Source organism: Dyadobacter sp. 22481 (genome assembly GCF_052044875.1).
In the GTDB taxonomy this organism is placed as follows: domain Bacteria; phylum Bacteroidota; class Bacteroidia; order Cytophagales; family Spirosomataceae; genus Dyadobacter; species Dyadobacter endophyticus.
This window is the reverse complement of sequence record NZ_JBQENV010000003.1, coordinates 1,387,470-1,402,546: the sequence shown is the minus strand read 5'-3', so window position 1 is coordinate 1,402,546 and position 15,077 is coordinate 1,387,470. Positions and strand designations below refer to the sequence as shown.

The window sequence follows — 15,077 nt, the reverse complement described above, 5'->3', positions numbered from 1 at the left end:
CTCATCATCTTTTGTAAAATCCCGAACTATTCTCACCATCTTCTGTATATTTTCTCGCTACCTATTGTAAAACCACGCTGAATCGTCCAATTATTCTCATTATCTATTGGATTTGACAACGAAGAATAAAGCGCAGGGGAGATTGTTAACGAGGTTCAGCGCCTTGGTGGCCGAAACCGTTAGTCTGACCGGTATTAGCATGTCCAGCGTGAAACGTTATCGCAAGCAAATTCACGCTGCAATCGATCAATCCAGAATTCATTCAAAATGAAATCGAGCTGGCCAGTCGGCATCCATTCTCAAAACCAGACTGACTGAGTTGTAGCAAAAAAATAACCGGGCGAGTAGCCCGGCTATCAACATAACTAGAATTGAGCGTTTTTATTTATTGTAAAAGAACTCTTGTTCTATCTGTCGTTGTTTCACCATTTTTACTATAAGTCACATGCAAATAATAAGTACCACGCGGCAGTGAGCTTACATCAATTTTGAAAACTCCGTCTGAGCCAACTTTCGAATGAATCCCGTCAGATTTTATACTATAAACAGCCTCTTGTGTTTTTTCGCTAAATAAGGAAATTTGATCCGGCATGGAAGCGGTAGTTTCGTAGTGTTCGAACTGTACAAATAATTGATCTTTTGCTGGATTTGGAAATACTGTGTATCGGGCCGAGCAATTATCGATGCATATAGTTGTGCCAGCACTGGCAGAACCGCAAGAATTGGACATGTTCAGCGTCAATCCGTAACAATCTGGCACATTTGTATAAAAGGAGGCACTACCGTTTCCAAAATCGCTTAAAGAGGCATTCGAAGCATTTCCGCTGGTGATCGACCAAACCGAACTTGTTGGGTTGCCAGTCATAGTAGCAACTACAAGCTGACTGGTACCCGCGCAGTTGTTTGGTGCGCTAATAGATATATTGGTCGCGATAGGCTTACCTACGCTGATTGTTTTTGTCAATACGAGTGTTCCACAACCACCGGACACGGTAGCCGTAAGTGTAACGCTTCCGTGGAAGCTGCCCATTCTTGTTGCAACACCGCTGCTATTTATCGTTACTGCGCTAGTATTACTACTTGACCACGCCACAGTAGAACCTTGCGGAAGGTTCGCAACAGAATAAGTTGAGCTAGGGCAAAGGTGGTCAACTCCGGAGATACTAGACTGTGTTGCCGTTCCCACATTAACGGCCTTCCATGCATTTTCAACTTGCTGAACCAAAACACCGTTTTGATTACCACATAACGCCCTGGCAGCATTTACCATCCCGGTTCTGACTTGCGCATAAGTTGTAGTATTGTCAAGGAAATTTCCAAAGACTGCCCTGACTATTAAATTCTCTAACAGATCCATCCCTACACCGTATACGTTATAAAAACCTCCTACATCATTGGTTCCCGACCCGCCGCTAGCCAATAGATAAGCCCAATGGGACAAAACACCACTCCGTTCGTACTTATCAGAACTTCCATTATACTGTGCTCCGTTGTATGTGTCAGCCATTGTACGGTTGACGCCTGCTGAATTTGTATTTTGTAAGTCTCTCAAACAAGTATTGAAAACGGTAAGTTGTTCAGCAATTTGCCAAATGTTGCCGCCGGTGATTCTGTGCTGCATAATAGCCCCCCAAACATCACTAAGACCTTCATTAAATGACCCTTGGTCGCCCGTATTGCCCCATCCTATCTGAAAATTAGTAATACCATGTCCATATTCATGAGCGACCACATCTACACTAGCCACAGGACTAAAAACCACATCTCCGTCACCGAAGGCTAAATAGTGATCCACGTTGTTCCAAAGAGCATTATCTCGATCAGGCTGAGCCGTTCCATATCTGATATGGGCATTAATAGGTTGTCCTGCGCCGGAGACTGGATTGTTAAAACTATTGATAGCATGTGCGGTATTCATCCTGTCATATATACGCTGCAAGGCCCAGTGCACATCCAGTGCCATGTCGTTTTCCCCAGGAGTATGCTCTGCCGCAGTCCATGTGTTATTGTTATCCCTTAACTCGATACTAGTTGTAATATTTGTGCTGCCTTGCAAATTGCGAGTGTGAATAGTAGCGCCTCTTGTGTTGTCAAATAAGCGATATCGCGGGGTTACAGAGACATCGTCGAAGGCGCTTGCGGTTTGAGTTCCGCTATACCTTGTAGAGAAAGTGCCTGTTGCAGGCGGTAATGCATATGTACGCATCGTTGGCACTTTTTTTGGAGTGCTCCGGGTCATCATTTCCTCATTTGTGCTACTTGCTGAGCCATGTGAAAATATTGGCTCAGTCGCCAAAATGTTACCCGTTTGCGCGTCAACAAAACCGATCGCATCATTTGCCGGATGATTGCTGCGTAGGTAAATCTTATAAACCAAAAGGGCAGTACTGTCCAAAGATGCAATTTCCTTAATCAGCAATTCTGAGGTAAAATCTGAAACATCAGAGCTAGGTATTTGTTTGAAATTCGCAAATGAGTCCTTCGCTATCTTATCCGTAATTTTCGGACGAACATCAAGGCCTTCCAATTTTACAAAATGGCCATGAGCATAAAACATCTTCCCGGCTTTATAGTGGAAGTTATACCCTGCACCGTCTACTTTCACACCTTTGTAAAACTGATCAAAGTGATCGTCAATAAATTCCTGGCTACGCTGTTTATCTTTTGCTTTTACGAAACCGTCATCGGCAGTTGTTTTAAGATACTCCTTCATAAAATCCTGTTCAGAGAAAGTGGTGCCTTTATCCGAATCTGTAAACTCCATTGCCTGGATAATGCCCTTCCTGTCTTTGAGAACAGTCGGAGTCTCCGAGTTTTGCGCACTTGCAAAAAATGGGAAAACTGAAGTCATTGCGAAGAGTACTTGTGTTTTCATATTTTACATTAGTTTAGTTGATTCGTTTCCATTTCGATATCGAGAATATTGGCGAAGCATTTTCCATGTGAAGCTCCATTGTATCCCCATAAAATTTGGGGGTATAATAAAACCTAAGTTGATATCCGTCATCATAAGTTGCTGCTACATTTAACAGCGTATCAATCCAGTATTTTTTTGTGAAAGTTTTTTGTGTAGCATACTCATATTCAAGCAGTACACTATCAGGGAGAAAATGCCAGTATGCACCCGGTTTCTCAACGGGTGGTTGGTATTCACCATTACCTAAATAGAAGGGTTCCCATTTACCCAAGATTTCCTGACGGGGGTCTACTTCATCTTTGTGACAGCCAAGCAGTACAAGAGCTATAACAAATGTTAAAATCGCTTTCATGATCATTGAATATTTTATGGTTCGGTGCGCTTTTGCGCTTAGTGGTCTCGATAAGACGCAACACGATTTGCTATGAAAACATTTGGCACTTTGCTTTCATAGTGAGGTCGAAACACCGTAATGGTGTGTCGCCAACGCGATAAATTCTTATTGGGGGCGCTTTGAGCTGGGTGATTCCAAAAATTGAATCCGGCGGTTACTCAAAGTTATGATATAAAACTATTTTTACAATAATTTGTACAAAAACTTTTTATAAGCAGATTTTCAACAAAACAAAAGAAGAAATTAAAGTCGCCAAAAGGCATCAATACGATATTTATCGTATTACCATTAAAGCGAAATATTTCAATTGTGGTGGTACATTAGCCGAATTCAGCATTGAATATTTACATTTTTCAGTTGTTATATAAGTTATCTTATAAATAGGAGCTATAAAAATGAAAAAGCTTGGTTGCACAACAACCAAGCTTTTTGTCGTAAACCCTCCTCTATCAGTGTTTGAGTGGATTGCAAAATACGAATTTTTCAATTACATAGGTGTTGCCGGTTGACGGCCAGAGAGAGCATCGACAATCATTAACCTTTATTTATACCTTCTAGTCCCATTACAACGGTGGCAAGTGCTGTTTGCTGCATAGGTTTATGTTCTCTTCCATGTTTATTATAGGTTAAGTTAGGGTTATTCCCTTGGGCTGCCATCCCAGTTAACAAGTTGTGGGGTATTCAATCCAGCCTTTGAAACGTCATCTAGGGTTGTTAATACTGACTGCAAATAGGTGTTCCCCGACGCATCGGAAAAAGTGATATGTATTTCGATCTTAAATTCAAATGGTTTCCGTTTTTTAAGGAGATACATCTGTTCATCAGTTAGATTTACGCTGTCTACTTTAATGTAGATAGCTAGGCGGTCGCCAATTTTCATTCTGGTCAACTGCCACTGGTTAGTAATTCTTCGGGTTTGAACATCATAGAAATCGATGTATTCAGTACTAAATGCGAGAAATTTTACATCAATGGCGTCGTGATGCGTGACTGTGAAAGCGAAAACATGCCAAAAACGGTCTCCATACGGGATTTCGGTAGCTGTTGGTAGAACTATTTCGAAGTGAGGACGGATACTATTCCTGAATGCATCTGCCTGCATTTTGTTGTTTTCATTTGCCAGAACGATATTCTGATTGGCTATTTCGAGGTTTCGAGCGCCCTGTTGAAAGGCTTTGATTACATAGTAGATACCGAATCCTGATAGAATTAACTGAAAAAAAGCAATTACGCTTTGAATCCAGTCAGTTACAGAAGAATCAGCCATATGTAGGTGAAGATGAAACAACCGATATTCTGAGTTTTATGTGAACGTGACCCTTAATTCGAATCCATAACTTGGAATATTGCGCCTATACTTCTGTGAAATTATGAGCTAAAAAAACACAGAATTCATAGAGGCTGAGCCGACCAAAGCAGGCAAAAACTGAACAAAAATGACTAAAAATGTTCGACCTATGTTCGACCTAAATAAAAAAGCCACTTACATTTTTTTGTAAGTGGCTGATTATCAAGTGGAGAATATCGGATTCGAACCGACGACCTCTTGCATGCCATCATAAGCTCGCCGCAGTAAGGAGCATTAAGAGCATGGTTTGATTAGTTATCGACTTTGAATTGATTTACAACCACGGTAGTCAAATTATGAAGGCGTAATGCATTTTGGAGTCATGATGGACGTACAAAGAAAACCATGTAGAAACTGTACATTTGCTGAATCCTTACTCAGCTGGCCGATTACAAATGGAACTGTTAGCAGAAAATGAAAAGGCAATTTTGCTCCTTCTGGATAGAATGAACTTAATTAGCTCATCTATCACGGCTTTTCAAATCAACTATTCCGCCGAAGGCTTAACCATTGACGTACATATTAGGTTAGCACACCTCGTTGACATTTCTAGGGTCCTGCTTAGATTCGGTGTAGTTACCGAATACCAATTTTGCTGGGATTCAAGTCATCACTTCTACAACATAACGTTCTGTAAGATGTTTGTCAATGAGTGTGGTTATTATTGCTCGTTTGACCCGTTCGATGAAAGTGATCAGATCAACGATCGAGATAATGACTTCATCACAGCAAAATCAATTCAAGTATATGCGGATAAGGTGACGGCATGAAATAGAGATTACTCATATGTAAACTGGACCTTATCCCTATACACAAAACTTGGCGCCGCTGTCGTACACAGTTATTAACAACCCTCGTATCCGTCCGGCGATGATCTGATTGCCGAAAGCTTAGTCAATCATCGGGTTCATTAGTCGGTCATGTGCACCAAATTGGTCAAAAACACGTATTCCGCACTGGGTAAATAGTCTTTTGTATAATGATGTCAAGCTAAATGGAGTTTTCATTATGCTGTCGTTCTTTGAGTAACTGTCTTGCCGCTTCAAGTGCTTCTGGGACGAACTTTTTTTCAATTACAATCTCAGTCAGGATCTCTTCTGAATAGCTGCTGTATTTTTCTTTAAACTTTCCGACGCTTTCTTGGAAACCTGCCTTCTCTATTTTATCCTGTTCCTCCGGTGTTGGCTTATTCGTCAAGTTGTCGATAACAAACTGGTTTGCTCTCTTGAAATTGATAATGTACGCAACCAGTCCTGCTAAAAACGCCGCCGGCTGAAAACTTACTTTTAAGCTGCTTAAAGCAAAGCTTTGTGTCGTCTCCAAAGCAGGAAATGTCATGAGGTTAAAAAGTCCCCCAGCAATAGTTAGCCCCAAAGTGTATTTGTAATATGGAGGAAAGAACCAGTAGGTTACGAAATTTAGCCCGATAGCACCAAATGCGGCATAATGTTTTGTTGTCAACTCAAAGTTGTACATATCACCTGCCATAACAACTGTCCCATTAACTGCTGCAACAATGGCGTTGATACAATACGCTGCCAACAACAATAGTGGGAGCAATTGTCGGTGCTGTCTGCATGTTGCCAAAATTTGTTGTCTTCCCATTTGATCAATATCTAGTTAGACGTGGTCTTCAGGAGGTACAAGGTAGAACATTTGCAAATGTCTAGCCAATATCAAACAATGATCCTTGTTGAATTTCACCCTTCAAAACTATTGCAACTTTTATTGCAACAAAAAGAAAAAGGACTTAGCTTTTTTTGCTAAGTCCTTGATTTTCAAGTGGGCCCACCTGGAATCGAACCAGGCACCTACTGATTATGAGTCAGTTGCTCTAACCGAATGAGCTATAGGCCCTTTTCCAGCGCTTGTTTGGAGTGCAAAATTAGCGAAACGGTTCAATTCTCCAAATGAATACAACAAGATTAGCTTCTTTTGTCCGTTGGTTGTTTATTACTTTTGCCAAAAAATTGATTTTGAATAAAAGGAAAATCATCAATGATCCGGTCTACGGATTTATTTCGATCGCCTCGGATCTACTCTACGATCTGGTCGATCACCCTTACTTTCAGCGGCTAAGGCGTATCAGGCAGCTTGGCCTGGCCGATATCGTCTATCCCGGCGCTCTTCACACACGTTTTCACCACGCGCTCGGTGCGATGCACCTGATGAGTCAGGCGTTACGGACTTTACAGGAAAAAGGGCATATGATCTGGGAGCCGGAGCAGGAGGGCGCGCAGGCGGCGATTCTCTTGCATGACCTGGGGCATGGGCCGTTTTCCCACGTGCTCGAAAGCGTAGTAATACCCGGCGTTCCGCATGAGTCCATTACATTGACGATGATGAAGGATCTCAACCGCCAGTTGAACGGACGGCTTGATATTGCCATTCAAATGTTCGAAGGGACCTATCCACGCAAGTTTTACCACCAGATGATTTCCAGCCAGCTGGATATGGACCGGATGGACTACCTCAACCGTGACAGTTTCTACACAGGGGTGATCGAAGGCTCGATCGGCGCCGACCGGTTGATTAAAATGCTGGATATCAGCCACGATCAGTTGGTGGTGGAGGAGAAAGGGCTTTTGAGTATCGAAAACTTCCTGCATGCACGCAGGCTTATGTACTGGCAGGTGTACCTGCATAAAACGCTCCTGAGCGCACAGGCGATGCTCACGCAGATCATGCACCGCGCCCGCGAGCTTGCCGCAGCGGGAGAGCAGCTCTTCGCCACGCCCGATTTCGCCCGTTTTCTATACAATCGGTTCACACTCGCGGATTTCGATAGAGAGCCCGATTTGCTGGCCGCATTCAACGGATTGGACGATAACGACGTATGGGCATCTGTGAAAGGTTGGAAGACGCATCGGGACCCCGTTTTGTCGACACTTTGTGAGATGCTTTTGAACCGAAATCTATTTAAAATCAGCTTTTTTAACGAACCACCGGGTGAAGAATTACTGGCGCCGCTCCGGGAGCGACTGGTAGCTGCAGGCGTCTCCGAGCGCGACATGCAGTACTTTCTGGTCACCGGAGAAACCACCAATTGGGCCTACGAAAAGGAGCAGGACCCGATCCGTGTGAAAATGAAAAAAGGGAATTTGGTGGATATTGCCGATGCATCCGACATTCCGACCATCGAAGCCCTCACTAAGATTGTACGCAAGTACTATGTATGTTGGGGTAAAAATGTATCTTTGCGTGGTTAATTACGACCCTAAAAAGAAAAGCCCATTTAATAATTTTTTACGACGTTCTCGAATACTATTACCCGAAATTAGCCGATAAAATATGAAATTTACTGTCAGCGAGATTGCTCAAATGCTGAATGGAAGTGTTGTTGGGAATGATCAGATTACAATTAATTCGGCTGCAAAAATTGAAGAGGGCCTGCCGGGTTGTATATCTTTTCTGGCCAACAGCAAATATGAGCATTATATCTACTCCACACAGTCTTCGGCAGTAATTGTCAATAAAGATTTTACTCCCAAAAAAGATATTTCCGCGACGTTGATCTACGTCGAGAATGCCTATACCGCCTTCACAATCCTGCTCGAAGAATACCAGAAACGCCTGGCCGGTAGTAAGTCGGGGGTGGAGCAACCCAGTTTCATCGGTGATAACAGCCAGACGGGCGAGAACTGTTACCGCGGTGCGTTTTCGTATATCGGGAAAAATTGTGTGATCGGAAAAGAGGTGAAGATCTATCCGCAAGCCTGGCTGGGCGATGGGGTGGAAGTGGGAGATTACTCGGTGATCCACCCAGGAGTAAAAATTTACGACAACACGGTGATTGGAAAAAACGTCACCATTTTTGCCAACACAGTGATCGGCGGCGACGGTTTCGGTTTTGCACCGCAGGCCGATGGCAGCTATAAAACAATACCGCAGCTCGGAAATGTGATCATCGAGGATAACGTCAGCATCGGTTCCAACGCGACAATCGACTGTGCGACGATGGGTTCGACCATTATCCGTCAGGGAGCGAAAATAGATAACCTGGTTCAGATCGCACATAATGTAGAGATAGGAAAAAATACCGTAATTGCGGCCCAGTCAGGAGTGTCTGGTTCCACTACCATCGGCGAGCAATGCGTTATTGCTGGTCAGGTTGGGATAGTGGGCCATATTACGGTAGCAAACAATACCAAGATTGGGGCACAAAGCGGTTTGGGCAAATCCATTAAAAAGGAAGGCCTGTCGCTTTCCGGCTCCCCGGCCAGGGACCTGAACGAACATTTACGGTCCATGGCATTGGTGCGAAGGTTGCCTGAAATGGAAGAACGGCTGAAGGATCTGGAACGTAAGCAAGAAACCTCTGATTTTCAGTAATCTCCGTCAATCCCGATCGCACCTTATTTAGAAAAGGAAATAGATATAATGAACGAAAAACAACAAACCATTTCTAAGTCTGTATCCGTAACTGGAGTGGGTTTACATACCGGTGTTGTGGCGACGATGACATTCGTGCCGGCACCAGCGAACCACGGATACAAGTTCCAACGTGTTGATTTACCCGACCAGCCGATTGTTGATGCAGATGTCGATAATGTAGTGGATCTTTCCCGCGGTACTACCATCGAGCAGAACGGCGCGAGGATTCATACGGTTGAACACACACTTGCCGCCCTTGTAGGTTTGCAGATCGACAACGTGCTGATCCAACTCGACGGCCCTGAGCCGCCGATCATGGACGGCAGCTCCATCAAGTTCGTCGATGCATTGCTTGATGCAGGTATTGAAGAGCAGAATGCCTACCGCAACTACTTCGAGGTTCCGGAATACGTACATTATAAGAATAAGGACAAGGATACCGAGCTGGTGGCGCTGCCGCTTTCGGACTACCGCCTCACGGTGATGGTTGATTACAATTCAACGGTCATTAGCAGTCAGCACGCTTCTTTAAACGATATCACGCTTTTTAAAGACGACATCGCATCCTGCCGGACATTCGTGTTCCTGCACGAGCTGGAAGCACTTTACAAGCAAAACCTCATTAAAGGCGGTGACCTTACGAACGCGATCGTGATCGTGGATCGCGAGGTGCAGGATGGTGAATTAGATCATTTGTCGCAGCTTTTGAACAAGCCGAAAGTAAGCGTCGACAAGTCTAAGGGAATACTTAATAATGTAGACCTGCATTATTCCAATGAAATGGCGCGCCATAAGTTGCTCGATCTTATTGGAGACCTTGCATTGGTGGGAAGGCCTATTAAAGCACAAATCCTTGCTGCACGGCCGGGACACGCGGCGAATGTGGCATTAGCTAAAAAGATCAAAAAGCTGATCAAATCCGGCAAAGGAGATATTCCGCAATACGACCCTAACAAGGCTCCGGTCTTCGATATTAATCAGATAGGCCAGCTGCTGGCTCACCGTTATCCGTTCCAAATGATCGATAAGATCATCGCGCTGGATGAAAACAGCGTGGTGGGCGTGAAAAACGTGACGATCAACGAACAGTTTTTTCTGGGCCACTTTCCGGGTAACCCGGTAATGCCTGGCGTCCTGCAATTGGAAGCGATGGCGCAGACCGGCGGGATTCTCGTGCTTTCCAGCGTGCCCGACCCGGACAATTACTGGCCTTACCTGATCGGAATCGACGCATGCCGCTTCCGACGCAATGTATTTCCCGGTGATACGGTTATTTTTAAATGTGAATTCACGTCTCCGATGAAACGGGGGATTGTCAAAATGAGTGGCCGGGGATACGTAGCCGGACAGCTGGTGTGTGAAGCCGATATGATAGCAAGCCTGGTAAAGAAAAAATGACTCAATCATTAGCATATATCCATCCTGACGCTAAGATTGCTCAGAATGTAGAGATCGAACCCTTTGCAATGATCCATGCCGATGTTGAAATCGGGGAGGGATCTTGGATAGGATCACACGCTGTAATCAATTCGGGAGCACGGATTGGTAAAAACTGTAAAATCTATCCGGGGGCCGTCGTTTCGGCCACGCCTCAGGATTTGAAATACAATAATGAATACACCCTGACCGTCGTCGGCGACAATACGACCATCCGGGAGTACGCAACGATCAGCCGTGGTACCGAAGAGCATTGGAAGACCGTAGTAGGCTCCGACTGCCTGATCATGGCTTACGCGCACGTGGCGCACGATTGCCGGGTAGGAAGCAACTGCATTATCGGTAACAATGTGCAAATGGCAGGCCACGTTCATGTGGGCGACTGGGCTATTGTAAGTGCGTTGAGCGCGGTACACCAGTTTGTCAAGATCGGCATCCATGCATTCGTTTCAGGTGCGTCGCTCGTTCGGAAGGACGTTCCGCCTTTTACAAAAGCTGCCCGTGAGCCTATATCTTACGTAGGTATCAACTCGGTTGGTTTGCGGAGAAGAGGGTATAGCAACGAAAAAATTGTCGATATCCAGAATATCTACCGTTACATCTATATGAAGGGCTACAACAATGCCGAAGCACTTCAAAAAATCGAACTGGAAATGCCGCCTTCGAACGAGCGCGACGAGATCATTAACTTTATCCGCAACTCGGAAAGAGGTATTATGAAAAGTCCTTTCCAGACAACCGGCACCAGTGAGACGGAAGCTCAGTCTTGATAAAGCATTAGTTAAATAGCAAAAAAGGTCCGCTAGCGGACCTTTTTTGCTATTCCAGGACCGTGACCCGGTCGCCCACCTTCAGTTCTCCAAAATCCTGTACAGTTACATTCTGTCCAAACAAAATCTTGTTGCCGTTCCGCCGATAGGTTGCCAGGGTTTTTAGCGGCTCTGCGCCTTTTTCCGAGGTTTCCGGATCAATAGTTGTGAGCACGCAACGCGCGCATGGTTTTACTACTTCAAAACGCAGGTTGCCGATCGTGATCTGCTTCCATTGATCTTCGGCAAACGGCTCGGTGCCGCTGACGACGAAATTAGGCCGGAAACGCCGCATTTCGATCGGCTGCGCCAGGCGACCATTCAGATCGTCCAGCGAGGCCTGCGAAATGACCAGATAGGGGAAGCCATCGGCAAAGCTTACGTTCTCGTCATGCTGCGCGTAACGCGGATCAGCCTTTCTTTCGGTCGAATCGGGCATCACTACCAGCCGAAGGTCAAGGCCAAGCTGCCGGCTGAGCCAGGCGTCGGCATCGTCGGAAACGGTGACAGCCTCGGTGGTATCATCCCAGACTTTGACGGTGACGGGCAACGCGGTGGCTGGTTTGTAGGCTACCAGCACAAAGTCATGCGGATCGGCGCGAAGGAATATTTTCAATCCCTCTTCAAGTAAAGCGACGTCGATCAGCGCCATTTTTGGGTAGGCCCGCTGGGTGATAAAAACGTTTTCTTCATCGATGATCATCCACCGGCGATCGTATTGAAGTCCTCTTTCTTCGGTTAATGCTTTGCTGAGCCTGATCCCGCCAAGCGATTTGACAGGGTAGACCCAGATTTCTGATAATATCATGGCCATGATTATTCGATAGTCAGCTTGCGTATACGTTGGTTGGCTGAATCCGTAACAAAAAGATTTCCGTCTTTGTCCAAAGTACACCCTTGCGGATGTTTAAAAAGTGCATTTTCTCCCGGGCCTTCCTTGTACCCTCCCGTTCCGCCCTTGCCCGCGAGCGTTGCAACGTACCCGTCGGGGTATACGAGGCGGATGCAATGGTTCCATAAATCGTTCACGTAAAGATTTCCGATTTTATCGATCTGAATATTGCAGGGCTGATTGAACATCGCCTGGCCGGCTTCGCCGTCGCGGTAACCGCTTTTGGTGGGCGTCCCGGAGAAGGTGGTTACCAGGCCGTCCTGGGTGATTTTACGAATGCAATGGTTGTGTTTATCGGCGACGAAAATGTTCCCATTTTGGTCGAAATTGAGGTAAGAAGGCATATAAAACTTTGCGTCCCTAAGTTTGCCGTCCGCATAACCGGGCGTACTGCCGGCGAAAGTGGTAACCTGGCTGTCCGCCAATTTCCTGATCAGGCCATTCTCGGTATCGCAAATCCAGAGCACGCCTGTTTTGTCCAGTTTTACGCCATAGGGCCTTTTGAATTGGGCTGACGCCAGGCCGCCATCCGCTGTGCCGGGCTTGTCGGGCTCGCCGGCTACGGTCACCAGCGTGCCGTCGGAAAATACCCTTCTGATGGCGTGGTTTTCCTGGTCGGCTACGTAAATGGACCCGTCGGGAGCGAGTTCGATGCCGATAGGGAACTTCATCAATGCCTGGTTGCCTTTGCCGTCCTTAAAGCCTCCCTGCTCTGCGCCAGCCAGGGTGGAAGTGCTGCCATCGGTTTCAATGCGCCTTACCATGCAATTGCCAAGATCGGCGGCGAACATGACGCCCTTGCTGTCGGTTGCAATGTTGTACAACGTCCTGAATTCCGATTGTTGCGGCGTACCGTCCTTGTAGCCGCCGTCTTTGCCGTCGTCGCCCTTCCCGCTGCCCGAGAAGTAGCTCGTAGTGACGGTATAGAGGTAGCGGAATGCTGCAGCCGAAGTGACTTCTTTGCTGTTCACGGTTAATACCAGCTTCGCTAAACCACATTTCTCGGGTACGACGGCGGTAATTTCAGTATCGGTGACCGCATTGATCGTTGCTTTCAATCCATTGATTTGCAGCGATACTTTTGACGCATCGCTTCCGAAATGCTTGCCTTGTATTTTAATAACAGTACCCTTTTTGCCTGAAAGCGGAGAGAAGCCGCTCAATTCGGGGGCCTCCTTACCGCCGGTAACGGGCGGCGTTGGCGACGGAGCGTCGCCGCACGATAGCCAGATCGCCGAAACGGTTATTAATGTAAATAATAGGAATGCTTTCACGGGTTAATGATAAATCGGGTGGTACCCTGTTGTTGCTGCGATTCAAGTTGAAGCACATAAGCGCCTGCCGGAAGTTTGGAAACATCCAGCTCTGTTTTGCCGTTCACCTGCCTTTTTTCAAGGATCAGCGCGCGGCCGGTCATGTCGGTAACGGTCATTTGTACATTCTGTTGGGTTAATGGCCCCTCGATCTGCATTTTGCCGCGGATCGGATTCGGGTATACGCTGAAAGCATTGCGTGATGGCTCCAAGCCTGTCACCACTTCCCTCGGAAAGCTGATCTCCCAAATCTGCCCCTGGCCTTCCAACACGTATAATTTGTTGTCCACGATTTCTGCATCGGTAGGCTGGAAAAAGTCGGCGGCAATGCGGTGGGCATTCAATGTATAGTTGTCGCCGGCTGCGTTTTTCTTCAAATCGAGCATCAGCAGGTCTTGGCCCGGATCTTGCATCGGTCCGTAAGTAGCAGAGCCTTCCTGAAAGTTCAAAACAAACCCTTTGCCTTTGTATTCACCCCCAAATCCTGATTTTATATCAAAAACCAAACCCAGCGGAGACCTGTGAGCGGTGAACGTGCTGATAGTAGTTCCGCTTTCGCTGGCGTCCATCACCTTGCCGGTAGCAGCGTCGCGGTACATGTCGGCATCCGGACCGGCATTCAGGATTGGTTTGCGGAAAGTCAGGTTCTGCGGCTTTTTGGGGTATTGTTTGTCGTCATGAAATGCGCCGATCTGGTAGGCGGTGTAATTGCGGTTGATGAGCCTGTCGTCGCCCGGCTTGTATCCTGCAAACTGCATAGGCGTATCATTCCCGCCCATTTCCCAGGGAAAACCATAATGCGCGCCGGGCCTGATCCAGTTCATTTCCTCGGGGTCGTCGCGGTCGCCGGAATTTTCAACGCTAAACAGATCGCCATTGGCCGCGAATGCGAGGCTGAATGCATTGCGTACGCCGCGCACATGTACGTAAGGTGCGAGCGCGACCGAGTCGTTGGGCAGCAGCAGGTTTTCGGTATTAGCAGGTATTTTGAAAATGCAGCTGGTCAATGCCACTTCGCGGAGACCGGGGTAGCGGCCTTCATTGTCCTTTACTTCACCATGATCGGTGCGTGAGCCGCTGGCGATGTACATATCCTTGCCATCGGGCGAAAAGCAGATAGCACTGAAAGCGTGGTCGAAGAGTGTTTTGGAGGAAGCGTGTTCCGAAGTTTTGAATACCTCGGTCCAACCGAGCTTGCTATCGGTTAGCTTCGCTTTAACGGCCTTTCCGTACCCCGAAACACCCTGAGCGATAACGACATTACCCACCAGGTAAACGCTTCCTTCGTGCAATGCGAGCCCTTGAAGATAATTAATACCATGGTCCTGTGCCGAAGCCAACCTTTCAATGGTATGACTTCCCGACACGTTCGTGGTAATGTGAAACAGGTCGCCATTCCAGGCAATGGTGTAAAACGACTTGTCGGAAGCGTCGTAAGCGATCCTGGTTTGGGTGTCGGTGCCTTCGATGCGGAAGAATGGTTTGATCGTTAGGTCGTTGCGAAGCACCCGGGCCGTTTGTGCAAAAAGGGGATTTGCTATGCCCGCCAGGATTGATAGAAATAGAATGCCCAGGCAAAAGTGTTTCATACCA

The 15,077-nt window shown here is 46.6% G+C and carries 11 protein-coding genes and 1 tRNA gene; 4 read left to right on the top strand and 8 right to left on the bottom strand.

The window, feature by feature from the left end:
- Window positions 1-385: 385 nt before the first annotated feature.
- The 5 genes from ACTJJJ_RS24590 to ACTJJJ_RS24570 all read right to left on the bottom strand — a co-directional run bounded on the left by ACTJJJ_RS24590 (window position 386) and on the right by ACTJJJ_RS24570 (window position 6,516).
- Entirely contained in the window at window positions 386-2,875 is a 2,490-nt protein-coding gene (locus tag ACTJJJ_RS24590) for a M4 family metallopeptidase (RefSeq protein ID WP_440703295.1), read from the bottom strand.
- 13 nt (window positions 2,876-2,888) lie between these two features.
- Complete coding sequence (locus ACTJJJ_RS24585) at window positions 2,889-3,269, bottom strand: hypothetical protein (RefSeq protein ID WP_440703294.1); 381 nt, start codon at window positions 3,267-3,269, stop codon at window positions 2,889-2,891.
- 679 nt (window positions 3,270-3,948) lie between these two features.
- Window positions 3,949-4,578 carry a hypothetical protein gene (locus tag ACTJJJ_RS24580; protein WP_440703293.1) on the bottom strand — a complete coding sequence of 210 codons (630 nt, stop codon included), beginning with the start codon at window positions 4,576-4,578 and terminating at the stop codon, window positions 3,949-3,951.
- Window positions 4,579-5,649: 1,071 nt separating this feature from the next.
- On the bottom strand, window positions 5,650-6,264 hold the full coding sequence (locus ACTJJJ_RS24575) for a hypothetical protein (protein WP_440703292.1): 615 nt from the start codon (window positions 6,262-6,264) through the stop codon (window positions 5,650-5,652).
- Window positions 6,265-6,442: 178 nt separating this feature from the next.
- A tRNA-Ile gene (locus ACTJJJ_RS24570) sits at window positions 6,443-6,516 on the bottom strand.
- A gap of 119 nt (window positions 6,517-6,635) precedes the next feature.
- Here ACTJJJ_RS24570 and ACTJJJ_RS24565 point away from each other — a divergent pair.
- From ACTJJJ_RS24565 to lpxA, 4 genes are all read left to right on the top strand, one after another.
- Window positions 6,636-7,868: an HD domain-containing protein gene (locus ACTJJJ_RS24565; protein ID WP_440703291.1), complete on the top strand. Its 1,233-nt coding sequence runs from the start codon at window positions 6,636-6,638 to the stop codon at window positions 7,866-7,868.
- An 82-nt stretch (window positions 7,869-7,950) separates the two neighbouring features.
- Window positions 7,951-8,991: a UDP-3-O-(3-hydroxymyristoyl)glucosamine N-acyltransferase gene (gene lpxD, locus ACTJJJ_RS24560; RefSeq protein ID WP_188936633.1), complete on the top strand. Its 1,041-nt coding sequence runs from the start codon at window positions 7,951-7,953 to the stop codon at window positions 8,989-8,991.
- A 48-nt stretch (window positions 8,992-9,039) separates the two neighbouring features.
- Window positions 9,040-10,431 (top strand): bifunctional UDP-3-O-[3-hydroxymyristoyl] N-acetylglucosamine deacetylase/3-hydroxyacyl-ACP dehydratase, encoded by a 1,392-nt coding sequence (locus ACTJJJ_RS24555; protein ID WP_090148197.1) that lies wholly within the window; start codon window positions 9,040-9,042, stop codon window positions 10,429-10,431.
- The gene (gene lpxA / locus ACTJJJ_RS24550; RefSeq protein WP_188936631.1) at window positions 10,428-11,240 is read left to right on the top strand and encodes an acyl-ACP--UDP-N-acetylglucosamine O-acyltransferase; all 813 of its coding nucleotides are present in this window, start codon (window positions 10,428-10,430) and stop codon (window positions 11,238-11,240) included. The genes ACTJJJ_RS24555 and lpxA overlap by 4 nt, the downstream gene beginning before the upstream one ends.
- 49 nt (window positions 11,241-11,289) lie before the next feature.
- Here lpxA and ACTJJJ_RS24545 read toward each other — a convergent pair whose 3' ends face one another.
- From ACTJJJ_RS24545 to ACTJJJ_RS24535, 3 genes are read right to left on the bottom strand one after another with little or no spacing between them, the layout of a single operon-like run.
- Window positions 11,290-12,093 (bottom strand): MOSC domain-containing protein, encoded by an 804-nt coding sequence (locus tag ACTJJJ_RS24545; RefSeq protein ID WP_440703290.1) that lies wholly within the window; start codon window positions 12,091-12,093, stop codon window positions 11,290-11,292.
- 2 nt (window positions 12,094-12,095) lie between these two features.
- Entirely contained in the window at window positions 12,096-13,445 is a 1,350-nt protein-coding gene (locus ACTJJJ_RS24540) for an IPT/TIG domain-containing protein (protein WP_440703289.1), read from the bottom strand.
- Complete coding sequence (locus tag ACTJJJ_RS24535; protein ID WP_440703288.1) at window positions 13,442-15,073, bottom strand: T9SS type A sorting domain-containing protein; 1,632 nt, start codon at window positions 15,071-15,073, stop codon at window positions 13,442-13,444. The genes ACTJJJ_RS24540 and ACTJJJ_RS24535 overlap by 4 nt, the downstream gene beginning before the upstream one ends.
- Window positions 15,074-15,077 lie beyond the last annotated feature (4 nt).